We start from the raw sequence: 22328 nt of genomic DNA on the forward strand, positions 1-22328 counted from the left end.
CCGGAAGCTAAGACTCTCAGCGCCGATGGTACTGCAGGGGAGACCCTGTGGGAGAGTAGGACACCGCCGGACACCATTCACGATGGCCACCCAGACCCTGGGTGGCCATCGCTGTTTAACCGCTCGTCGCGATCTTATGGGTGAGTTCGGCGGTCGGAGCGACGTCGGATACCTCATCGTCTCGCTCCTGATTAAGGAGAAATGGTGAAGCAAGACCACACCGAGCAGGACGGCACTGCCCGCGAGCGCGTCGAGATGGTCACCGCCGACCTTGGAGCGAGACTCGATGAGATCGAGGACAGTCCGCTGCACGAGAGGGCGGCTGCGTACTCCCAGGTCCAGGAGGAGCTTCGGCTTCTGCTGGAGAACGCGGATCGCCCCCGATGACGGACAGTTCACGACTCGACTCCGCTCTCGCAGATAGGGGAATCGCACGCTCGCGGACCCATGCCGCTCGGATGATCGCCGACGGGGTCGTCACGGTCGACGGGATTCCGGCGCTCAAGGCCTCACTCCGTGTAAATGCCGATCAGGAGGTGGCGGTCGCCGACCTCGACCACTACGTCAGTCGTGCTGCGCACAAGCTTCTCTCGGCGCTGGACTCCTTCGCGGTCCAGGTGGAGGGCGTGAACGCGCTCGACGTGGGCGCGTCAACCGGTGGCTTTTCGCAGGTCCTTCTCGAGCGGGGGGCGGTCTCGGTCATCGCGCTCGATGTCGGGCATGCGCAGCTGGCACCGCGCATCCGCTCCGACGAGAGAGTGCGCGTGGTGGAGGGATTTAACGCCCGCGACATGACTCCGGCACGCCTCGCCGAGGCCTCCGGTACTGAGGTCGTGCCTAACTTGGTCGTCTCGGACGTATCGTTCATCTCCCTGACACTGGTACTGCCTCCCGTGGCAGCATCCGTTTCTGGGTCGGCCGACTTCGTGCTGCTGGTCAAGCCGCAGTTCGAGGTGGGGCGAACCGGCATCCGTGAGGGAATCGTGCGCGATCCGGCCCTGCGGCGCGAAGCGCTCTCGGACGTTCTTTGGTCGGCCTGGGATCTCGGTCTCGGTGTCGTCGGTCTCATCGAGTCGCCTTTTCCCGGGACCGCGGGGAATCACGAGTATCTGGTGCACCTCCACCGCGACCGCGGAACGAATCCGACAGAATGGAGGGACGCGGTCACCGCGCTCACCACCGGATGACGCGATCGTGTCCGCCGCCGTCACTCGATCCGAAGGACACCTCCTCGATGCAGTCCCCTCCTGACGAGCGCAACATCCTCGTCGTCGCCCACACCGGACGAACGGACTCCCTCGATGCGGCGATCCTCGTTGTCGAACGCCTACGCGACTCCGGTGCGCGGCCTGTTCTCTGCGCGGAGGACAAGGGCGACATGGTTGCCGCGGCGCCCGATCTGGCCGACGTGGACGTACTCGGCGTCGATGTCCCCCTGGAGTCCATCGAGCTGGTCTTCGTGCTGGGCGGTGACGGCACGATTCTCCGAGCCGCGGAGATCGTTCGCTCCGGGACCGCGCCGCTGCTTGGCGTCAACCTCGGCCACGTCGGGTTCCTCGCCGAGAGCGAGCGCGACGACCTCGACGATGCCGTCGCGCGAGCGCTCAGCGGCGACTACCGCGTCGAGGAGCGAATGACGTTGCAGGTGCGCGTCAAGATCGACGACGTGGTCGTCTATGAGACCTGGGCTCTGAACGAGGCGACGGTCGAGAAGGGTAGCCGCGAGCGGATGCTCGAGGTGATGGTCGGCGTTGACGGGCGTCCGTTGTCGAGCTTCGGCTGTGACGGGATCGTGGTATCGACTCCGACCGGGTCGACCGCATACGCGTTCTCGGGCGGCGGTCCTGTGGTCTGGCCGACCCTGGAAGCGATGCTGCTGGTGCCGCTGAGCGCGCATGCTCTCTTTGCACGACCTCTGGTGGTGGGCCCCGATTCGAGCCTCGCGGTTGAGGTGAAAGAGCGGACAGATGGCGTGGGCGTGCTCTGGGCCGATGGGCGGCGCACGTACGAGCTGCCAACGGGTGCACGTGTCGTCTACCGCCGCTCTCCGGTGCCCGTGCGCTTCGCGCGCCTCCACAACGCCTCCTTCACCGATCGCCTCGTGCACAAGTTCGGTCTCCCCATCCGTGGATGGCGGGGGTCGGCGGAGACGGAGTAAGGCCCATGCTCGAAGAGCTGCAGATCCGCGACCTTGGGGTGATCGCTGAGGCGACGCTTCCGCTCGGACCGGGCTTCACGGCGGTCACCGGGGAGACTGGTGCCGGCAAGACCATGGTCGTCACCGCACTCAGTCTCGTGCTGGGCGCGCGATCGGATGCGTCCGCGGTGCGGTCGGGTGCACGGCAGGCGTGGGTGTCGGGTCGCTGGTTGGTTCCCGAGGCAGGCCCCGTCGCCGACCGCGTGCACGATGCGGGGGGCGACCTGGACGGGCCGGAGTTGTTACTGGCGAGGTCGGTCTCGGCGGAGGGGCGCGGGCGCGCGGTCGTCGGGGGCCGCAGCGCTCCAGTGAGTGTCCTCAGCGAACTCGCCGACCAGCTGGTCGTCGTGCATGGGCAATCGGATCAGATTCGCCTCCGCTCGGCCGCCGCACAGCGCGAGGCGCTGGACCGTTTCGGCGGACCGGGCCTCGCCACGGCGCTTCGCGAGTACACGAGTGCGTTTGAGCGCTGGCGCGCCAACCGCGACGAACTCGACCGTCTCAGCGACGCGCGCGAGGCTCGCGTTCGCGAGGCGGAGCGGCTCCGTGCCGCCCTCGCCGAGATCGAGGTGATCGGTCCGCAGCGGGGCGAGGACGTCGAACTCGCCGCTCAGTCGGCCCGCCTCGGCAGCATCGAACAGCTTCGGCTGGCAGCGGGTGAGGCGCGGGAGGCCGTGTCCTCGGAAGAGCTGGACGGGCGCGACGCACTCGGGCTCGTCGAGACAGCGCGGCGCGTGCTAGAGCGGGCCGCCGAGCACGACGCAGCTTTGCAGCCGACGGTGCAGGTCCTCGGTGAGGCCTCCGTGCTGCTCGTCGAAGCGGCGGGCTCTCTCTCCTCCTACCTGGCCGAGCTTGACCTGGACGGCGCGCACGACCTCGAACTGATCGAGAACCGACGCGCCGAGCTGTCGATGCTCGCCCGGACCTATGGGCCGACGCTGGACGATGTTCTCGACCTGGTCGACTCCTCGGGACTGCGCCTGCTCGAGCTCGATGGCGACGACGAGCGGATCGCGGCTCTCGCGGCCGAGACTGCCGCCGACGCCGATCTCGTCGATCGGCTCGCGACTCGGCTGACGGAGCTACGCACTGCGGCGGCGGCGGAGCTGGGGGAGAGCGTGAGCAATGAGCTGGCCGCGCTCGCGATGGCCGATGCGCGCCTGCACGTGCAGGTGACAGCGACGGGCGACCCGTCACTCCACGGTCGCGACGTGGTCGAAATGTTGCTGCAGCCGCACTCCGGGGCAGTACCGCGACCACTCGCTCGCGGCGCCTCCGGCGGCGAACTCTCGCGGGTCATGCTGGCGATCGAGGTCGTGGTCGCCGCCAACGACCCCGTGCCCACCTTTGTGTTCGACGAGGTGGATGCCGGAGTAGGCGGCGCCGCGGCGATGGAGATCGGCCGACGCCTCGCGCGCCTCGCCGAGACCTCACAGGTCATCGTGGTCACGCATTTGGCGCAGGTCGCAGCCTTCGCGACCAATCACCTTCGTGTCGAGAAGGGATCGGACGGTGCGGTGACGTCGAGCGCTGTGACGCAGCTCGACGCCGAGGAGCGCGTCTCGGAGATGGCGCGGCTGCTTTCTGGCCTCACCGACTCGGCGAACGCCCTCGCGCACGCGCGGGAGTTACTGGAGATGAGCCGGCGCGGCTGAGGCCGGCCCTGATCCGGGCGGAGGACGTCGGCCGCTCCGAATGTGCTGTTAGGGTGGAAGCCCGTGGTGGACTTTACGAATACGGGCCTTTCCCCTTCTTCTCCCGCGGATTCCGTGAGATTCTCCGACTCGTCGACGCGGGTCACGTCGTCGGCTGGGCAGGACATTCCTGTGAAGATCACGAAGCACATTTTCGTCACGGGTGGAGTCGTCTCCTCGCTCGGCAAGGGCCTGACGGCCGCCAGCCTGGGCAACCTCTTGACGGCGCGCGGACTCCGCGTGGTCATGCAAAAGCTCGACCCGTACCTCAACGTGGACCCGGGCACGATGAACCCCTTCCAGCACGGCGAGGTCTTTGTGACCGACGACGGTGCCGAGACGGACCTCGACATCGGGCACTACGAGCGTTTTCTCGACATCAACCTCGACCAGGCGGCGAACGTCACGACCGGGCAGATCTACTCGCGGGTGATCGCCCGAGAGCGCGCAGGGGAGTACCTCGGCGACACCGTGCAGGTCATCCCGCACATCACCGATGAGATCAAGCGGCGAATGCGGCTGCAGGCCGAGGACGACCCGCAGCCGGACGTGATCATCACCGAGATCGGCGGCACGGTCGGCGATATCGAGAGCCAGCCGTTCATCGAGTCGGCGCGTCAGGTCCGCCACGAGCTGGGCCGCGCGAACGTCTTCTTCGTGCACGTCTCGCTTGTGCCATTCATGGGCGCGTCCGGCGAGCAGAAGACGAAGCCGACCCAGCACTCCGTCGCCGCCCTGCGTTCGATCGGGATTCAGCCGGACGCTCTCGTCCTCCGCAGCGACCGGCCCGTGTCGGAGTCGAACAAGCGCAAGATCGCGCTCATGTGCGATGTGGATGAGCGGGCCGTCGTGAACGCCATGGACGTCGCGTCGATCTACGAGATCCCGCAGATGCTCAACGAGCAGGGCCTCGACTCCTACATCATCGATCAGCTCCATCTGCCCGCCGGTGAGGTCGTTTGGGATGGTTGGGCGCGCCTGCTCGAGGCTGTGCACGAGCCCAAGCACGAGGTCACCATCGGGCTGGTCGGCAAGTACATCGACCTGCCGGACGCCTATCTGTCGGTGACCGAAGCGCTGCGGGCCGGCGGCTTCGCACAGCAGACGAAGGTCGTCATCCGCTGGATCGCCTCTGACGGACTCGAGGACCCGGAGGCCGCGGCGAGGGCACTCTCGGAGCTCGACGGGATCTGTGTTCCCGGTGGCTTCGGCATCCGCGGCATCGAGGGCAAGCTCGGCGCGTTGCGCTTCGCCCGCGAGAACGGGATCCCAACGCTCGGTCTGTGCCTGGGGCTGCAGTGCATGGTGATCGAATACGCGCGCACCAAGGCTGGGCTCGGAGGCGCCTCCTCGACGGAGTTCGACCCGGACACCGACTTCCCCGTGATCGCGACGATGGCCGAGCAGGTCGAGATCCTCGCCTCCGGTGACATGGGCGGCACCATGCGGCTCGGGCTCTACACGGCGACGCTCGCCGAGGGCTCGATTGTGGCCGAGGTCTACGGAGCGCCCGAGGCGGCCGAGCGCCACCGTCACCGCTACGAGGTCAACAACGCGTACCGCGATCGAATCGCGGAGGCCGGCCTCTGGTTCTCGGGCACATCATCGGACGGGCACCTCGTCGAGTACGTCGAGTTGCCGCGCGACAAGCACCCCTATTACGTCGGTACCCAGGCACATCCGGAGTTGCGCTCGCGCCCGAACAACGCGCACCCACTTTTCCGCGGCCTGGTGACCGCGGCGCTGGAGCGCCAGGAATCCTCGCGGCTGTTCCCTGCCTCGGAGGCGGACGACAATGAGTGAGCCGCTGTCCGACGAGCTGATCGAGCCCGAGATCCTGACCAGCGAGCGGGTCTTCAACGGGATGGTGTGGGATGTCCGCACGGAAACCTTCCGCTACGGCGATGGTGGGTTGCGGCGCGAATTCATCTACCACACCGGCGCCGTCGCGGTGCTGGCGCTCGACGACGACGGCCAGGTGGCGCTGATCAAGCAGTACCGTCACCCGCTGCGCAGTCGCGAGTGGGAGATCCCCGCGGGGCTTCTCGACATCGAGGGTGAGAATCCGCTCGTCGCCGCGCAGCGCGAGTTGGGGGAGGAGGCCGACCTGCAGGCCGAGCGCTGGGACCTGCTCTCGGAGTTCGCGACCTCGCCAGGCGGCAGCGATGAGGTCATCAGGATCTACCTCGCTCGTGGGCTCTCAGCCACCGCCTCTGCTTTCGAGCGCGAAGCCGAGGAGGCGGATATGGAGCTGCGCTGGGTGCCGCTCGACGAGGTCGTTGAGGCGGTACTGGCCCGGCGGGTGCAGAACCCCTCGCTGACGATCGCCGTCTTGGCGGCGCACACATTCCGGGCCCGCGACTGGCGCGGACTGGGCGACGCCGCCGTGCCATGGACGCGGCACCCCCGGGCGCGCCACCCGCGAGAGTGACGCCGCGCGCGTGCGCTGAGGCTTACCTCCGTCAGGCGAGCATCGAACGTGGGCTCTCGGCGCACACGCTCGCGGCGTACCGGCGTGACCTCGCGCTCTATCTCGGCTGGCTCGAGGAGCGTGGGACCGGGGATTTGGCCTCGTTGCGACGAGCAGATGTCGGCGAGTTTTCCTCCTGGCTTGCGGCGCGTCCAGACAGGCCGCTCGCGCCGACCTCGAGGGCGAGGGTTCTTTCGAGTGTGCGCGGGCTACACCGGTTTGCGCTGGAGGAGGGCCTGGTCGCCGACGACGTCGCGCACGATGTCGTGCCGCCCAAGCTGCCGATGACACTGCCCAAGGCGATCACCATCGAGCAGATGACGGCGCTGCTCCAGGCTGCGCGCGGCGAGGACCTGGCCGACCTGCGCGACCGGGCACTGCTTGAGTTGCTCTACGCGACCGGGGCGCGTATTTCGGAGGCGGTCGACCTCAACGTCGACGATGTGCGGGACGCCGAGGTCGTGCGTCTCACGGGCAAGGGCTCGAAACAGCGCATGGTGCCGCTCGGGCGCTACGCCCGGGAGGCGGTGGACGAGTACCTGGTGCGCGCGCGTCCGGAATTCTCGAGGCGTCAGCGGGCGACTCCAGCGCTCTTCCTCGGGATGCGGGGGAGCCGGCTGTCTCGGCAGAGCGCGTGGCTGGTCATCCGGGCGGTCGCCGAGAAGGCGGGTCTGGATGTCACGATCTCGCCGCATACGTTCCGGCACTCCTTCGCGACCCATTTGCTGGCGGGCGGAGCGGATGTGCGTGTGGTGCAGGAGCTGCTGGGGCACGCATCGGTGGCGACGACGCAGATCTACACGCTGGTGACGGCGGATACTCTGCGCGACGTGTACACGTCGGCGCACCCGCGCGCGCGGCGCTAATTCGGGGCTCGGCGGGGCGCGGCAGCGGGGGACCGGGGCGCCGGTACACTCGACGCAGGCCGCGCGGGAGCGCTCGCCGACACGGAGACGAGGTAGACGCAGGTGACACGCAAGACGGACGACAAGGCCGAGCTCACCGGTCTCGAAGCCCCGACGCTCGGCCCGACCGGCCGCCCCCTGCGCGACTTCCCGCTGCCGGTGGAGCTGACCGGCCACGGACCCGCGCGAATCATCTCGCTCTGCAATCAGAAGGGCGGAGTCGGCAAGACGACGACGACCATCAACCTGGGCGCGACGCTCGCCGAGTACGGTCGCCGCGTGCTGGCGATCGACTTCGATCCCCAGGGCGCTCTCTCCGCGGGCCTCGGGGTGGCGACCTACGACGCGATCACGATCTACGACCTCCTCCTCGGCACCGTGAAGGACCCGGCCGAGGCGATCCGCAGCACCCGCGTCCCCAATCTCGACATCATCCCGGCCAACATCGACCTCTCGGCGGCGGAGGTGCATCTCGTCAACGAGGTCGCCCGCGAGCAGATCCTCGCCCGCGTGCTGCGCAAGGTGAGCGCCGACTATGACGTCATCCTGATCGACTGCCAACCCTCGCTGGGACTGCTGACTGTGAACGCGCTCACCGCGAGCCACGGGGTCCTCATCCCACTCGAATGCGAGTTCTTCGCTCTGCGCGGGGTCGCGCTGCTGATCGAGACGATCGACAAGGTGCGCGATCGGTTGAACCCGGTCATCGAGCTCGACGGCATTCTGCCCACGATGTACGACTCCCGCACCCTGCACTCGCGGGAGGTACTCGACCGCGTGGTCGACGCGTTCGGCGACAGCGTCCTCGAGACGGTGATCGGCCGGACGGTGAAGTTCCCCGACGCCAGCGTGTCCGGTGTGCCGATCACGCAGTTTGCCCCCGAGCACAACGCCGCGAAGGCGTACCGCAAGCTCGCCAGGGAGCTGATCTCGCGTGGCGCGGTCGCCTGAGGGCGTGCTCGAGGGGCGTCTCGCGCCGGCCGGATTCCGCGTCGCTCTGACCAACTTCGAGGGCCCGTTCGACCTCCTCCTGAGCCTTATCGCGAAGCAGCAGGTCGATATCACCGAGATCGCTCTGAGCGCGGTGACGGACGAGTTCCTCTCTTATCTGCACGGGATCGACACGCTCGAAGGGCTGGACCGCGCGTCCGAATTCCTGGTCGTCGCCGCGACACTTCTCGACCTCAAGATCGCCGGGTTGCTGCCGCAGGGCGAACTCGTGGACGCGGAGGACGCCGCTGTGCTGGAGGCCCGCGACCTGCTGTTCGCGCGGCTCCTGCAGTACCGGGCGTTCAAGCAGGTCTCGTCGTGGTTCGCCGAGCGGATGGCGATCGAGACCGCCCGCCATGTGCGTGAGGTCCCGTTGCAAGAGGAGTACCGGGCGACGAAGCCGGAACTCGTCTGGACCCTGTCGGCCGAGGACTTCGCCGCGCTGGCCACGCTCGCGCTTGCGCCCCGAGAACTGCCGACCGTCGGGTTCGATCACCTGCACGCGCCGCGGATCAGTATCCGAGAGCAGGCCGCCCACATCGTCCGCGTGCTGCGTTCACGGGAGCGGGCGACGTTCCGCGAGTTGATTGCGGGCGCGGATGAAAAGGGTGTGATCGTGGCCCGCTTCCTCGCCGTGCTGGAGCTCTACCGGCACGGGGCCGTCTCGTTCGAGCAGCCGGAGCCGCTCGGCGAGTTGACGCTGCGCTGGATCTCGGAGTCGTGGAGCGACGAGAGTCTTGCCGCGCTGGGGGCGGACTATGACGCGTGAGTGCTCAGTTGAGACCGACGCAGATTCCGGTGCCGGTGTCATGATCGACCGGGCGATCGAGGCGATCCTGATGGTGGCCGACGAGCCGCAGTCGCTCGCCGCCCTTGCTGCCGCTCTCTCGCGGCCGATCGCGGTGGTCCGCCAGTCGATCGAGCGGCTCGTCGCCGACTATGACGGGATCGACGGCTCGATCCGCCGCGGGTTCGAGTTGCGCGAGGTCGGCGGTGGCTGGCGGATTTATGTGCGTCGCGAGTATGACGCCGTTGTCTCGGACTTCGTGCTGACCCAGAACCCGACGCGGCTCTCGCAGGCGGCGCTCGAAACGCTGGCCGTCATCGCGTACAAGCAGCCCGTCTCGCGGGGCCAGGTCGCGCAGATTCGCGCGGTCAACGTCGACTCCGTCGCGCGCACCCTCCTCGGCCGCGGCCTGATCGCGGAGGTCGGGCACGATCCCGAGACGGGCGCGGTCCTCTACGGCACCACCGAGCAGCTGCTCGTGCACCTCGGCCTCACCTCGCTCGATGAGCTGCCGAAGATTTCGCCCCTACTGAGCGACGGAAGAGACGGATTCGATGAGCGCGCCTGACAACGGCCCCGACGGCGAACGACTGCAGAAGGTCCTCGCGGCCGCGGGGGTCGCCTCCCGCCGGGTGGTCGAGGAGATGATCGTCGCGCGGCGGATCCGCGTGAACGGCACCGTGGCCGACGAGCTCGGCCGCCGTATCGACCCAGCGACTGACCGGATCGAGGTTGACGGAGTGGCGGTGCAGCTCGACACGTCTCGCCGCTACGTGATGCTCAACAAGCCGGTCGGAGTGGTCAGTTCGCTGGCCGACGAGAACGGCCGACCGGACCTCAGCACCTACACGAAGAACTTCGAGGAGCGGCTGTTCAACGTCGGCCGCCTCGACGCCGAGACCTCCGGGCTCCTGGTGCTCACCAACGACGGCGAGCTTGCGCACGTGCTCGCGCATCCGTCGTTCGGAGTGACAAAGACCTACATAGCGAAAGTGCACGGGCAGGTCCTCCCGCAGACGATCGCAGCGCTGACCGCCGGGATTGAACTCGATGACGGATCGGTGGCGGCGGACAAAGCGCGGCTCCTGGGGCGGCCGGAGGGGCGATCGAACGCGTCGCTCGTCGAGATCACCCTGCACTCGGGGCGCAACCGCGTCGTGCGGCGGATGATGGCGGCGGTCGGGCACCCTGTGATCGAACTCGTGCGGCGGCAGTTCGGGCCGCTGCACCTGGGAACACTGCGCTCGGGCGATCTGCGCGATCTGACCCGCGACGAGCTGGGAGCGCTACTCACCATCGCGAGGCAGGGCGGAGAGAAGGTGGCCGCCGCGACGCCGGCGCCGACGCGGAAGGCCAGCGCGGGGGCTCGGCGGCCGCGGCCTGACTCGGGTGAGCGAGGCGCGGGGCGCGGTGTCGGCGGTCGCGAAGTGGCTCCCGGTCGCGGAGGCTCCTCCACAGGCGGTCAGCGGCGGGATACTCCTCCGCGCCGCTCGGGACCGGACAAGCAGCGTCGCCCCGATCGCTAGGCTGTCCGGGTGAATGAGTTCCTGCACCCCGCTGCGCCCGCGATGCGGACGACCGGCACGGTGCGGGTGGTCGGCTCCGGCCTGCTGGGCGCCTCCATTGGCCTTGGCCTTGCTTCACGCGGGATCGACGTCGTGCTCGATGACGCCTCGCCGGCCAGTCTCTCGCTTGCCATCGACTACGGTGCCGGCCGTGCCGCCTCCGCCGATGACCGGCCCTCGGTGGTGGTTGTGTGCGTGCCGCCCGACGTGACAGCGAGCGTCATCGAGCGCGAACTCGCCGCGCATCCGGAGGCGGTCGTCACCGACGTCGCGAGCGTCAAGACGCAGCCGCTGCGCGAGCTACGCGCCCGCGGCGTCGACCTCTCCCGCTACATCGGCTCGCACCCGATGGCCGGCCGCGAGCGCGGCGGACCCGTCTCCGCGCGCGGCGATCTCTTCGTGGGTCGGCCCTGGGTAATTTGCCGCGACGGTGAGACGACCGCCGAGGCGCTCGCACGGGTCGAGGGCCTCGCGCTCGATCTCGGCGGGACGATCGTCGAGATGGATCCGGAAGAGCACGACCTCTCGGTCGGTCTCGTCTCGCACGCGCCGCAGGTTATCTCGTCGCTGCTCGGGCAGCGTCTCCTCGACGCGCCGAATGCCGCGTTGCGTCTGGCTGGGCAGGGAGTGCGCGACGTGTCGCGCCTTGCCGCCGCCGACCCGGAACTTTGGATGCAGATCCTCGCCGCGAACCGCCACCACGTCGTCGCGGTGCTCGACGCTTTTCGCGACGACATCGCCGAGGTCGCCGATGCGCTCCGGGACCTCGATGCTCCGGGCTCGCGTCGCGTCCTCGCCGAGCACCTCGCGGCGGGCAACGCCGGAGTCGCGCGGTTGCCCGGCAAGCATGGCCAGGACCAGCGCTTCTCAACACTGATCGTGCTCATCGACGACTCCCCAGGAGCGCTCGCCCGCCTGCTCGCCGAGATCGGCGAGGCCGGCGTCAACCTCGAGGACGTGCGCCTCGAGCACGCCGAGGGGCGCCGAGTGGGCCTCGCTGAGATCTCGGTAGTCCCCGAGGCGGTCGCTCCGCTGACAGATGAACTGACCGCACGCGGCTGGAGGATCGCCGGATGAGCACCGAGCAAAACAGGCAGTGGGGTGGCCTGAACAGGATGACGCCCGCCCGTCGAGCGCAGCAGAGTATCCCGGAGGACGGCGGTGCCGCTCCTGTCCGCGCCTCCCGGTCCGAGGCGGCCGAGCAGGGCGAGTTCGGTGAGGCAGTCGTCGTGGCGATCGATGGGCCGGCCGGCAGCGGTAAGTCGAGTGTGTCGCGTGAGGCGGCGCGCCGGCTCGGCTTCGAGTTCCTCGACACCGGGGCCGCTTACCGGGCACTCGCCTGGCACGGACTCGACCGGGGGCTCGACTTCGCCGATGAGGACGCCATAGTCGACGCGCTCGACGGCTTCGACTACTCCGTCGGCACCGACCCGGAGTCGTACTCGGTCTGGGTCGGCCCGACCGAGGTGACCGCGGCAATCCGTGAGCCCCGCGTCACTGCGCAGGTGTCGGCCGTTGCGAAGGTGCCGGAGGTGCGCCGGAGGATCACCCTGCTCTTCCGGCGGATCATCGGCGAGACGCGACGCGAGGGCATCATCGTCGAAGGACGCGACATTACGACCGTGGTCGCACCGACGGCGCCTGTGCGGATCCTGCTCACGGCAAGCGAAGAGGCTAGGATGGCGAGGCGTTCGCGCGAGGTCACCACGCAATCCGCCGAGGCGACGGGTCAGGCGTTGCGGTCCAGGGACCGCGCCGACTCGCAGGTGGTCGACTTCATGAACGCCGCAGAAGGAGTCACTCTTCTTGACTCCACTCATCTCGACTTCGAGCAGACCGTCGACGCGGTCATCGCCGAGGTCCGAACTTCGAGAGTAAAGGCCGATCATGGCACAGGACACGCACGTCGGTGACGACGAGCTGAACTTCCCGGACGACGACCTCGTCGAGCGCCTCGGCGACCTCGACGAGGAGTTCGCCTCCTCCCGCGCTCAGGCGCTGCGGAGCGGACTCGAGGATTACGACCTCGATGAGGAGGACCGTGACCTCCTCGAGTTCGCCGCTGAGGACTCTGACGAGGTTCGCTACCTGCCGGCCCTTCCGGTCGTGGCGATCGTGGGTCGCCCGAATGTGGGCAAGTCAGCGCTGGTGAACCGCATTCTCGGCCGGCGCGAAGCCGTCGTTGAGGACACCCCGGGCGTCACGCGCGACCGCGTCTCGTACAAGGCCGAGTGGATCGACCGCGCCTTCACCATCGTCGACACTGGCGGTTGGGAGCCCGACGCGCGCGGTATCGACGCCTCCGTCGCCATGCAGGCTGAGATTGCGATCGACCTCGCGGACGCCGTCATCTTCGTGGTCGATGCGAACGTCGGCGCGACCGCGACCGACGAGCACGTCGTGAAGCTGCTTCGCAAGACGAAGAAGCCGGTATTCCTCGCGGCAAACAAGGTCGACGACGCGCGGCAGGAGCCGAACGCCGCCTCCCTGTGGTCGCTCGGGCTTGGCGAACCCCGCCCCGTGTCGGCCGTGCACGGCCGCGGTGTGGCCGACCTGCTCGACGCGGTGCTCAAGACGCTGCCGCTCGAATCGGCCGTCGCCAAGCGCGAGGTCGGTGGTCCGCGCCGCGTCGCCATTCTTGGGCGCCCCAACGTCGGCAAGTCCAGCCTGCTGAACAAGGCCGCGGGGGAGGAGCGGGTCGTCGTCAATGAGCTCGCCGGCACCACGCGCGACCCGGTCGACGAGCAGGTCGAGATCGCCGGAAAGGTGTGGCGCTTCGTCGACACCGCGGGCATTCGCCGCCGCGTGCACCTGCAACAGGGCGCCGACTTTTATGCGTCGTTGCGCACCTCCACCGCGCTCGAGAAGGCCGAGGTCGCCGTCGTCGTCCTGGACGTCTCGCAGCCCATCTCGGAGCAGGACGTCCGGATCATCGACCTGGTCCTCGAATCGGGCCGCGCGCTCGTCCTCGCCTTCAACAAGTGGGACCTGCTCGATGATGAGCGCCGTCGCTACCTGGAGCGCGAAATCGAGACCGACCTGGCGCACGTCGCGTGGGCGCCGCGGGTCAACATCTCTGCACGCACTGGACGCCACCTCGAGAAGCTTGTCCCCGCGCTCGAACTGGCCCTCGAATCGTGGGACACGCGCATCCCGACCGGCAAGTTCAACGCCTTCCTGGCCGAACTCACCGCGGCGCACCCGCACCCTCTTCGTGGAGGCAAACAGCCGCGCGTGCTCTTCGGCACTCAGGCATCCTCGCGGCCGCCGACCTTCGTGCTGTTTACGACAGGGTTCCTCGATCCGGGCTACCGCCGCTACATTGCGCGGCGCCTGCGCGAGATCTACGGCTTCCAGGGATCGCCGGTCAACGTGAACATGCGCGTGCGCGAGAAGCGGGCGCGCTGACGGCAGTCCGACTCGTCCGTGGACGGTCGGCTCGTGGGAATCCTCTGATCCTGCGAGCCGACCGCGTCGCGGCGAACCGCAGAGTGATTTCGCTGGCCGGACGTGCTGCTGCGGGCCGGACGCGACGGCCGAGGCGTCAGGCGGCGGTGGCGAAAGGCCACCACGGTGGCAGGAGGCGACGGTAGGCCGCGAGGTAGCTTTCGGTCGAGCGGGGCGCAGGCAAGCGCAGCCACGCCTCCATCAGTCCCGTCGAGCCCGCCGCGAGGAAGGACGCGGTTCCCTCGATGAGGAAGCCGCGAGGAGCTTTCCCCTCGGGGACCTCGAGCACCCCGGCCTCGAGGGTCGCGATAACCGCCGCGCGAAAATGCAGCGCGAGCATCGCCCGCAATCCGGAGTCGCCCGCGGGTGCATCGAACGCGCGGAGGTAGAGTTCGCGGTGGTTCTCGAGGTGGCCGAGCACCTGAGCGGTGGCCTCGCGGATGCTGATGTCGGTCGCGGCGCCCTGGTGCAGCCGTTGCAAGAAGCCGTCGCGGATCGCGTCGAGCTGCCCACGCAGCGCCGCGCAGAGCAGCTCGGCGGTGGAGGTCGCATGCGCGTAGAAGGTGGAGCGGTTGACGCCCGCGAGATGAGTGATCTCGGAGACGGTCAGGCTTGCGATGTCGCGGCTGGTCGCGAGTTCGATGATGGCTCGGTGCAGGGCCACCTGCGATCGCTTCTGCCGCGCGTCCACTGCTACTGCCTCCTGTGCTGTTCCCGGTGCGTCGACCTGTGCCGCCGCGTACCGCCCGGTGATTCTACGGGGCCCGCCCGTTTTCGTTTCCGGCGTCGGCATCCGCTAAGGTAGTCGAGTTGCCCGGGCTTCGGCCTGGACTGCCACGGGCTGTGGCGCAGCTTGGTAGCGCACTTGACTGGGGGTCAAGGGGTCGCAGGTTCAAATCCTGTCAGCCCGACTTATTGCTCCGATCACAAGCCGCTTGAACAGGGTTTTATCTCCTCGGTGCGGTCAAGAGCCGGATCAGCGAGAGGGCCGGCACTTGTCGTGCGAAAGACGACAAGGCGGCCCGCGACAGTCGAACGCCTCCGAGGGCCGGGTGAATTTCCTGGTCGTCTCAGCGACGCAGGTGGTGCCGATCCCGGAGGCGGTTCACATGTGCGGCGGCGAAGATGCGTTCTGGTAAGACCGACCACGGCAACGCTAACCGGGTGGTACGGCGTTCCGAGCGCGATGCGCGGGGTCGCCATTTCTCGACCAGCTACGTGTGCTGCGTGAGCGCGACATCAGGAGGACGAGAGCATGAACGACAGTAATCGGCTCTCGGCGAACCAGCTGCTGGAAGCCCTGAAGGCGCTAGCGAACCCGATTCGGCTTGAGATCTTGGAGTGGCTTCGCGACCCCGAGGTTCAGTTCGCGGAGTGGGAGCCCATTGCCGATCGCGCGGAGTTTGGCGTGTGCGCAGCCCATATTCAGGCCAAGGCGGGCCTGGCTCAGTCAACGGTGTCCTCCTACATGGGCACGCTCGAGCGCGCGGGCCTCGTGCACTCCACCCGCATCGGCAAATGGACCCACTACCGACCCAATGAGGATCTGCTGCACCGAGTCGGAAACGGGTAATCTGGATCTCGTGCCAGACTCCGCGCTCGAGCGCATGGTCGACTCCTTCATTGATCTCGATAGCCCAACCGATCGACAGAACCGACCATTCCCGGTGAGCTACGTGGTCAACATCCTCGTGGAGATAGGCGCGGCAGACCTCCTCTTTGCGCCAAGGCCGCGGTACGGTGAGCTTTCCGCTCTCGAGTGGGCAATCGACAATCTCTCCGACGGTGCTGAGGTCGAGGGCGATCGCGTCTCCATGCTGAACCATGCTCTTATCAGCGCCGTACTGCGGATGCGCGGTGCTGATGCAGCTCAGACGGAGCTATTCGAAGAATTCGAGTTCCCCTTCGCGGCCAGCAAGAAGCAATGACGGCCGGAAAGGATGAATGAGCATCGAATCAGGCGATACGCATCCGCGGGCGAGAAGAGAGAGCGTCATCAGCGGGTTGTGCGGCGCCTTTTGTGCCCCTTGGCGGTTGAAAGAGTAGCCGTGAGCGCTTGAGGTGAACTGCCCTAGGGTCGACGTACGCTTCGAGCATCCTCTGCGGCGTCTGACCCCGATGAGGACCTCGAATGCGATGATCGGGTAGACTCGCCGCCATGAAGAAGTTTTTTGGGCGGCGCCGATCGAAGACATGGCTGGCGGTCGATCAGGCCGGGCTCACCTTCTCGGAGCCGAATGAGTCTGAAAAGACGTGGATGGCCGGGCATTTGCAGCTCGCGGCGAACCTGAATATTGACGTGGATGATATCGCACACGTTGCTTCGTTCTATGAGCTACTTCTGCGGAGTTGGCGGGACTCTCCGGCAGACCGTCGAAGTGACCCCAATGTCTCAATCAACGCCATCGGAACCGTGTTCGGTGAACACCTGGTTCGAAAGACGGTACTGAAATGGGTCGTTGCGTCGGACAGATTTGGTACCGAACATGCCGTTCATGACGCGGCCACCGACACCCTCGTCTCTCCGGCGAATGCGGTGTCCAAGAGGTGGTCGACCGGGTCCAGCGGAGAGTTCATCGGTCTCATCTGTAGCCAGGTTTCTCTTCAGGTCGGGCCTCGCCGTTTGTCGTAGCACAGATCTCGTTCGTGCTGGGAGGCGCAGTAGCCTGACGTGCTCGTTCGAGAAGATGACGCGAATCACAGGGTGTCGACTTTCCAGAGTGCGCGTCTTTTCGCCGCGGCCCGCGCCTGCGCACAATGTCACTCGCGAGGAGGAGAAGCGGCACACGCTTTGATGATCCGTGAGTTCTGCCGGGAACGGGCGACATCGCCGGCAGCGCAGTTATCCCGAGAGGTCTGTCATGCAGGCGTCCGTGTCCGAGTCCAACGTGTCGTCCGTCTTCAAGAGTTCCGTCATCGCGGTCTCGTTCCACTCTCCATTGGCTTGGAGGGCCGGCATGGTGTGGCCCTTATCGCTGAGGCAGGAAAACAGCGAGTTGTTCCACGTCCGCAGCGCCGCGGTTTCCTCCGCGGTGGGTGCCGGCTCCTCTCCGACCTCGTCTGTGCAGGCTGACTCAGCCTCCCTGTTGGCGGGGGTCGTTTCCTGCTCATCTGACCCGTCCGGTAGAGTTGCGCCATTCAGGCTGCTCACGCCTCGCTTGCTCAGGCAAGCACTGATCTTGTCCTGATAATCCAGCCGCTTCTGCTCGTACTGATCCGCGGTTGAAGCGGCTTCCGCGAGCGTGGTGGTCTCGGAAGTGACCTCCTCCGAGGGCGCATCGGAACATCCCGAGAGCAGAAATGCTCCGAGGGCGAGTGGTCCGGATACGATGGCGATCCGTCTCATCAGGGCCACCTTGCGAGTAGTCATAGACCCTTCCCTTATTTCGATGGTCGCATCACTGAGCAGAAGTACGACCGGAGCGAGTCGCGAGTAATACACCTTCGACGGCGCAATCTCGACGATATTTCCGGCTCTACCGAAGCCGAGCTGGATCCTCTCACCGCCCGTCGACCGGGCTATCAGCCCTTCGGTGTCCGTCTGTTCGCGGGCCTGTCGTGCTCTAGTTGCCCGTTGCCGTTCACTCGGCTCACCGCTCCGCTGGTGCAAAAGGGCACGTCCGCACCGGGGCAGCCACCGGTCGTATCGGCACCACCTGCTCCCCTCTCCGCGTGCCGTTTCTCTGCTCTCGGAGCGACGATGCTGCCCGGCAAGCAGCCATCGGCTCCGCAGCAGTTCTCGGGTCTCGTCACATGGAGACCGGACCACAAGCGACGTGAGAACCACCAGTTCCGCACAGCCGCTGTACTGAAATATGGGTTCTTGCGGTCTTTGGCAACTGTTATTCACAGCGGCGCGATATCGAACTCGTGATTCAACTGGGAGAAGAGCTCTTCTATCGGCAGGTACTGCATGAGATTCGAATACGATCCAAACCCGCCTCTCTGGATGATGCCATAGAGCTGGCCCTGTTGTCCGACGACTGGGCCGCCTGAGTCGCCGCGCTGAGGCAGGCGGTCGCCGGTGGTGACTGCTATTTGCCCCGCACTGTCTCCCCAATTTCCGGGCCGGTCCGTCTCGACCATCCACCGGCAATTCACTCCGCTGATCCCTCCGCTGGTGCAGAAGCGCTCGTCGGCTCCGGGAATCGCGGCGGGCTTCATTGGCACCGCACGTTCACCTCCGGGAGTGCCGAGGACAACTCTTCCACTGGCGAGAGGAACTATCAGGTCGCCGCCAAAGCAGCCGTGAGCGCCGTGGCAGCCTTGAGTACTCGTAATCTCGGGAGGAACCTGAACGAGTTCGACATCATCCACGGCCGAGATCCAGGTGACGATGCCGATGGGGCGGGTGCCCAGCCTGATTGTCGTGCCGATCGCTGGAGCGCAGTGCTTGGCGAGGACGAGATAGCGCACCGCGGCCGTCACTGACGAGGCAAAGGCGCCCACGGTGTTCCGCACGAGAACAGCACCGACCGTGCACGTTTTCGTCGGCGATGCGATGACTGTTCCAGCGACGATCGGAGTGGTTCTGCGGATCTGGTTCAGTGCGTTCGCCGGCGACGCAAATCCGACCATCGCGCCAAGCACGAGGAGGACACTGATCAGTCCGACGGCCCTGTTCGCAGGACACGCGATGACGGCTTTTCTCATTGGTCGGCCTCGTCTGCTAGACGTCACCTAGAGATGACGTTCTGGTGGGGCCGCTCGGTAGTGTCGGCCGATCACGACAGTAGAGACCTCGACCACGCAACACTATCTCAGCGGCATGAGGGCTTATGCATATTTCTCGAGATGTCGGGGCATGCTCAGTCATTCACGTGCTCCCCGTCGCGTGTCGCTGAGACGCGCTGAGCCACGAGGCGTCCCTGAATGACCGAGGGGCGTGGTGCTAGGTGACACATCGCTCTTACGACGGAGCGATTTCGTACAGGTAATCTGATTCCGACATGACCGTCTCGATCGGTAGGTACTGCATGAGGTATCTATATCCTCCGAGGCCAAGCTTTTGGATAATGCCGTATAGTTCGCCGTCGGCTCCGATGACCGGCCCACCTGAATCTCCCCACTGGACTCCGATCGCGTTAAGGGATCGGGCAATCTGGCCCTGCATCGACGGCCAGTCAGGGGGCCTATCCTCTTCCAATACCCAGTTGCAATTGACGCCGCTGATCACGCCGCTCGTGCAAAAACGCTCGTCCGCGCCGGGAACTGCCCGGTACCTCATCGGGATCGCTCGCAGCCGCCCATGGACGGCCATCCACACACGCCCGATCGCTCGGGGGGCGATGATGCTGCCCAAGAAACACGCTTGGGAACTAAAACAGCTGTCGGTACGAGTCACTTCCGGCGGTACCTGCACGAGCTCGACGTCCTCCGTCGGAGAGACCCAGGTGACAATTCCTACCTGCATGTTACCGACGGAGTACACTCGCCCGATCTCCGGCGCGCAATGCTTCGCGGTGACGAGGTAGCGAAATGACGCCGTGTACCTGCTCGCGTTCGCGCCCCATCCGGTCCGTTTGAACACCGCGCCGACGGTGCAGATGCCGCCGGTGTCCGTCCAGATGGTGGATCCTGCGGCAAGCGGAAGTCGCGCCCGCTCGTCATCCTCGGCAGTCGCAGGCGTGGCCGAGTGGGAAAGCGCGGTGAGTACGAGCAGCAAGCTCATCAGGCTGAGAGGAAGATGTCGGCGGCGAAGGTGCGACTGCATGGAAGGCTCCTGGTGTGCACAGGCGATCGGAAGCGCCGCACTCGGCGCGGGGCTCACTGCCGATCCGCTGGAGTGAGGTTCCGGCAATCGCGGAGAGGCGGACGGCGATCTGCCAGAACCGACCGAGCCGTTACTCGATCAGGGCGACCGTATCGACCTCACTGTCATATACCCATAGCAGTGACATGAGTGTTATCACAGTCTGCGACCGAGGCTGCTGTAAAGCAGACAGGGTTCGCCGCTGGTCGACGCGGCGATCGCGCCGACCAGCACCCGAGGCGAAAGCGGCCGGCCGGAGGGGGGGGGCTTCACGCACACGCGCCACCTACGGGAGCGTCCCATCGATGGAAGAGGACCCCCCCGCAGGCGGCATAGCGCCGACCATAATGGAGAGCGAGAAAGGGGCGGTTCGAGTGACCCGCCGAAGATGGCGCAGTGTGATCACCTCAGCGAGGCGACACCGTACGAATGGCGGGGATGAATTATGATGGCGCAATCTGGTAGTTGTGGCCAATCTGGTCGAAGACAGTGGCGATCGGCAAGTACTGCATGAGGTTCCCGTGCTCGTGCTCGCCTCTTCGCTCAATAATTCCGTACAGCTCGCCGTTCTGTCCGATCACCGGGCCGCCGGAATCGCCATGAAGGAGCCCCTGAGCATTGGTGGAACGAGCCATCGTTCCCGTTTGGTCGTTCCACCCCGGCGGCCGCACTGCCTCCGATACCCAGTTGCAGTTCACCCCGGACTCAAGCCCACTGGTGCAGAATCGCTCGCCTGGAGCCGGAGTACCGGGAGCTCTCATCGGGACGGAGCGTTCGCCGCTCCGAGTGCTCATCATGACGCGACCCACCGCCCGGGGCGCTACGGCGCTGCCGGCGATGCAGGAGACAACGGAGCCAAAACAGGCCCGGGGAGTTGGCGACCGATACGGCGGAATGACCGCCAGCTCGACATCATCGGTCGAGGACTGCCAGACGACCTCTCCTATGTTCACGAAATTCAGGCGTATTACTGCGCCGACGCCTGATGAGCAGTGCTTAGCGAGGACGATGTATCGCGTTGCCGAGAGAGCCGGTGAGAGAAGAGAACCCGCCCCCATTCTCTTAAGCACCGCGCCAACGGTGCAGTAGCGCCCTCCGGGCATCGTCAGACCAGTTCCCGCGATGAGGGGGAACCGGGTTCTCGGTTGACCTTCTGCGCTCGCAGGTGCAGCGGAACCGGCGAGCGCGGCGACCGTCAGGAAAATGCTCATGACGCCGAGAGCAATTCTCCTTGTGCGGGCTGGTAGTGGGTACATCAGTGATTCACCTTAGTGAGAAAGGACTCCGGCGCCGCGTTGAGACGCGGCGTTGGCCGTCCCGAAAAAAGCCCCGCTCGTCGGCGTCGCCCTCGAGCAGACGACTATGATATCGCGGGAACAGGCCGAGCGGATGCCCGGCCGACGAGGACAATAACGCTATTACTTACCTCTCGACATCCCTAAGAGATGAAGGTTCTCGCATTTTTCATCGAGTGTTGCTTTCTTATCCCCAGTGACCCTCTTCTGAGGGCGCCGAGCTCAGTCCCCCTGTGTGGGCGACGTCATCCTCTTCGGCGGACGTCGAGTTCCCGGCAGACGCCGGCGTTATCTAGCGCTCCTGCCGAGACCCGGGTCTCTACCCACGACGAGGCCCGCACCAGAGCGGTGCGGGCCTCGTCGTGATGGGCTGGTCGGCGCGCGATTGCGGCGCTAACGGGCGGTGGCGACGGGATCTGCGACAGCGCGATAGGCCGCGAGGACCGCGACGACCACCGCAACGGTCTCAGTGAGAACTACCGCTGCGGCCGAGACCATCGCCCAGACGGTGAACGGGCCAGAGCCGGTGGCGTCCACCGAGGCGAACTGTGCGCCGACGAGAGTGAGGGTCCCGACGAAGAGCCACGCGCCGATAAGCGCGAGAGCGCAGCTGATCCACGGCAAGCGCTCAGAGCCGCACCCTCATCCAACTCCCGGACGACCGCGCCCGCCCGTCCCGCGAGATGACTCGTGAGTAGGCAACACGCCGCAGATCACAAGTGCGCCGCGCGGAGGCGGTCAGGGGCGCTGGGGGAGCGTGCGGAGGAGGGTCGGGAGGTCCACGTCGGTCCACCGGAAGGGGCCGGGCTCGCTGCGGCCGAGGGGGTGGGTCAGCCACGGACGCGGCGAGTGGCGGCGCTGCACGCGGCGCAGGTCGCGGCGGAGCGCGGCGGCGTCGCGGTAGCCGGACAAGCGGGCGATGTGGCCGAGTTCATCTCTCCCCGCGGCCTTCGCCAGGAGCAACTCTGCGAGCTCGAGGCGACGCGACGCGAGGTGCGTCGCGACTGGCAACCCGTAGAACCGGCGGAATCGGCGGCGGAGCACAGCCGGCGCAATCTTCAACTCTCGACCCAGGCGGGTGATCGTGAAGCCTCGATCGACGTAACGCTCGTTCACCAGGGCGGCGACGGCGATCGCGAGGACGTCATGCCGGTCGGTCGTTCGAGCCGACTGCTCGCCGGCCGCGCTCCACAAGATTCTCATATCGAGAAGACGGTCGACAGCGG

The 22328-nt window shown here is 66.6% G+C and carries 23 protein-coding genes, 1 tRNA gene, 1 rRNA gene and 1 pseudogene; 19 read left to right on the top strand and 7 right to left on the bottom strand.

Going from position 1 to position 22328, the window contains the following annotated elements:
* The 15 genes and pseudogenes from rrf to der all read left to right on the top strand — a co-directional run.
* Positions 1–72, top strand: a 5S ribosomal RNA gene (gene rrf / locus B0H03_RS17635); the annotation flags it as partial.
* Positions 73–201: 129 nt separating this feature from the next.
* The gene (locus B0H03_RS10840; protein WP_104264005.1) at positions 202–387 is read left to right on the top strand and encodes a hypothetical protein; all 186 of its coding nucleotides are present in this window, start codon (positions 202–204) and stop codon (positions 385–387) included.
* Positions 384–1187: a TlyA family RNA methyltransferase gene (locus B0H03_RS10845; RefSeq protein ID WP_104354076.1), complete on the top strand. Its 804-nt coding sequence runs from the start codon at positions 384–386 to the stop codon at positions 1185–1187. Before B0H03_RS10840 ends, B0H03_RS10845 begins: the two co-directional genes overlap by 4 nt.
* A gap of 47 nt (positions 1188–1234) precedes the next feature.
* The gene (locus tag B0H03_RS10850; RefSeq protein ID WP_104264061.1) at positions 1235–2158 is read left to right on the top strand and encodes an NAD kinase; all 924 of its coding nucleotides are present in this window, start codon (positions 1235–1237) and stop codon (positions 2156–2158) included.
* A 5-nt stretch (positions 2159–2163) separates the two neighbouring features.
* Positions 2164–3852, top strand: coding sequence for a DNA repair protein RecN (gene recN, locus B0H03_RS10855; protein WP_104264007.1), 1689 nt, complete (start codon positions 2164–2166; stop codon positions 3850–3852).
* Between the two features lie 171 nt (positions 3853–4023).
* The gene (locus B0H03_RS10860) at positions 4024–5694 is read left to right on the top strand and encodes a CTP synthase (protein ID WP_419956904.1); all 1671 of its coding nucleotides are present in this window, start codon (positions 4024–4026) and stop codon (positions 5692–5694) included.
* Positions 5687–6322, top strand: a complete 636-nt coding sequence (locus tag B0H03_RS10865) for an NUDIX domain-containing protein (protein WP_104264008.1) — start codon at positions 5687–5689, stop codon at positions 6320–6322. Before B0H03_RS10860 ends, B0H03_RS10865 begins: the two co-directional genes overlap by 8 nt.
* Positions 6283–7227 carry a site-specific tyrosine recombinase XerD gene (xerD, locus tag B0H03_RS10870; RefSeq protein ID WP_104264009.1) on the top strand — a complete coding sequence of 315 codons (945 nt, stop codon included), beginning with the start codon at positions 6283–6285 and terminating at the stop codon, positions 7225–7227. Before B0H03_RS10865 ends, xerD begins: the two co-directional genes overlap by 40 nt.
* Positions 7228–7329: 102 nt before the next feature.
* A complete protein-coding gene (locus B0H03_RS10875) occupies positions 7330–8217 on the top strand; it encodes a ParA family protein (protein WP_104264010.1) in 888 nt (295 codons plus the stop codon).
* A complete protein-coding gene (locus tag B0H03_RS10880; RefSeq protein ID WP_104264011.1) occupies positions 8201–9025 on the top strand; it encodes a segregation and condensation protein A in 825 nt (274 codons plus the stop codon). The genes B0H03_RS10875 and B0H03_RS10880 overlap by 17 nt, the downstream gene beginning before the upstream one ends.
* Before the next feature lie 40 nt (positions 9026–9065).
* Positions 9066–9611: an SMC-Scp complex subunit ScpB gene (gene scpB, locus B0H03_RS10885; protein WP_337189966.1), complete on the top strand. Its 546-nt coding sequence runs from the start codon at positions 9066–9068 to the stop codon at positions 9609–9611.
* Positions 9598–10350, top strand: a pseudogene (locus B0H03_RS10890) (pseudouridine synthase); the annotation flags it as partial. The gene scpB and the pseudogene B0H03_RS10890, both read left to right, overlap by 14 nt.
* A gap of 261 nt (positions 10351–10611) precedes the next feature.
* A complete protein-coding gene (locus tag B0H03_RS10895; protein WP_104264063.1) occupies positions 10612–11685 on the top strand; it encodes a prephenate dehydrogenase in 1074 nt (357 codons plus the stop codon).
* Entirely contained in the window at positions 11682–12521 is an 840-nt protein-coding gene (gene cmk / locus B0H03_RS10900; RefSeq protein WP_237399478.1) for a (d)CMP kinase, read from the top strand. The genes B0H03_RS10895 and cmk overlap by 4 nt, the downstream gene beginning before the upstream one ends.
* Positions 12496–14016, top strand: a complete 1521-nt coding sequence (der, locus tag B0H03_RS10905; RefSeq protein WP_104264014.1) for a ribosome biogenesis GTPase Der — start codon at positions 12496–12498, stop codon at positions 14014–14016. The genes cmk and der overlap by 26 nt, the downstream gene beginning before the upstream one ends.
* A 136-nt stretch (positions 14017–14152) precedes the next feature.
* Here the strand turns inward: der and B0H03_RS10910 are convergent, their stop codons facing one another.
* Positions 14153–14719: a TetR/AcrR family transcriptional regulator gene (locus tag B0H03_RS10910; RefSeq protein WP_160487311.1), complete on the bottom strand. Its 567-nt coding sequence runs from the start codon at positions 14717–14719 to the stop codon at positions 14153–14155.
* A gap of 173 nt (positions 14720–14892) precedes the next feature.
* Here B0H03_RS10910 and B0H03_RS10915 point away from each other — a divergent pair.
* From B0H03_RS10915 to B0H03_RS10930, 4 genes are all read left to right on the top strand, one after another.
* A tRNA-Pro gene (locus B0H03_RS10915) sits at positions 14893–14966 on the top strand.
* A 344-nt stretch (positions 14967–15310) separates the two neighbouring features.
* Entirely contained in the window at positions 15311–15628 is a 318-nt protein-coding gene (locus tag B0H03_RS10920) for an ArsR/SmtB family transcription factor (protein ID WP_104264016.1), read from the top strand.
* Positions 15629–15662: 34 nt separating this feature from the next.
* Positions 15663–15983 (top strand): hypothetical protein, encoded by a 321-nt coding sequence (locus B0H03_RS10925; protein WP_127843866.1) that lies wholly within the window; start codon positions 15663–15665, stop codon positions 15981–15983.
* A 230-nt stretch (positions 15984–16213) separates the two neighbouring features.
* Entirely contained in the window at positions 16214–16687 is a 474-nt protein-coding gene (locus tag B0H03_RS10930; protein ID WP_104264018.1) for a DUF3806 domain-containing protein, read from the top strand.
* A gap of 210 nt (positions 16688–16897) precedes the next feature.
* Here the strand turns inward: B0H03_RS10930 and B0H03_RS10935 are convergent, their stop codons facing one another.
* From B0H03_RS10935 to B0H03_RS10960, 6 genes are all read right to left on the bottom strand, one after another.
* Positions 16898–17665 (bottom strand): hypothetical protein, encoded by a 768-nt coding sequence (locus B0H03_RS10935; RefSeq protein ID WP_127843867.1) that lies wholly within the window; start codon positions 17663–17665, stop codon positions 16898–16900.
* A 236-nt stretch (positions 17666–17901) separates the two neighbouring features.
* The gene (locus B0H03_RS10940; RefSeq protein WP_104264020.1) at positions 17902–18708 is read right to left on the bottom strand and encodes a hypothetical protein; all 807 of its coding nucleotides are present in this window, start codon (positions 18706–18708) and stop codon (positions 17902–17904) included.
* Between the two features lie 256 nt (positions 18709–18964).
* Positions 18965–19768 (bottom strand): chymotrypsin family serine protease, encoded by an 804-nt coding sequence (locus B0H03_RS10945; protein ID WP_104264021.1) that lies wholly within the window; start codon positions 19766–19768, stop codon positions 18965–18967.
* A 482-nt stretch (positions 19769–20250) separates the two neighbouring features.
* Entirely contained in the window at positions 20251–21018 is a 768-nt protein-coding gene (locus tag B0H03_RS16245) for a chymotrypsin family serine protease (RefSeq protein ID WP_127843868.1), read from the bottom strand.
* 477 nt (positions 21019–21495) lie between these two features.
* A complete protein-coding gene (locus tag B0H03_RS10955) occupies positions 21496–21726 on the bottom strand; it encodes a hypothetical protein (RefSeq protein WP_104264023.1) in 231 nt (76 codons plus the stop codon).
* Positions 21727–21840: 114 nt separating this feature from the next.
* Positions 21841–22305, bottom strand: a complete 465-nt coding sequence (locus tag B0H03_RS10960) for a helix-turn-helix domain-containing protein (RefSeq protein ID WP_104264024.1) — start codon at positions 22303–22305, stop codon at positions 21841–21843.
* Positions 22306–22328: the final 23 nt, after the last annotated feature.

Origin of the sequence: Rathayibacter iranicus NCPPB 2253 = VKM Ac-1602, from assembly GCF_003149025.1 — a bacterium.
GTDB lineage: Bacteria > Actinomycetota > Actinomycetes > Actinomycetales > Microbacteriaceae > Rathayibacter > Rathayibacter iranicus.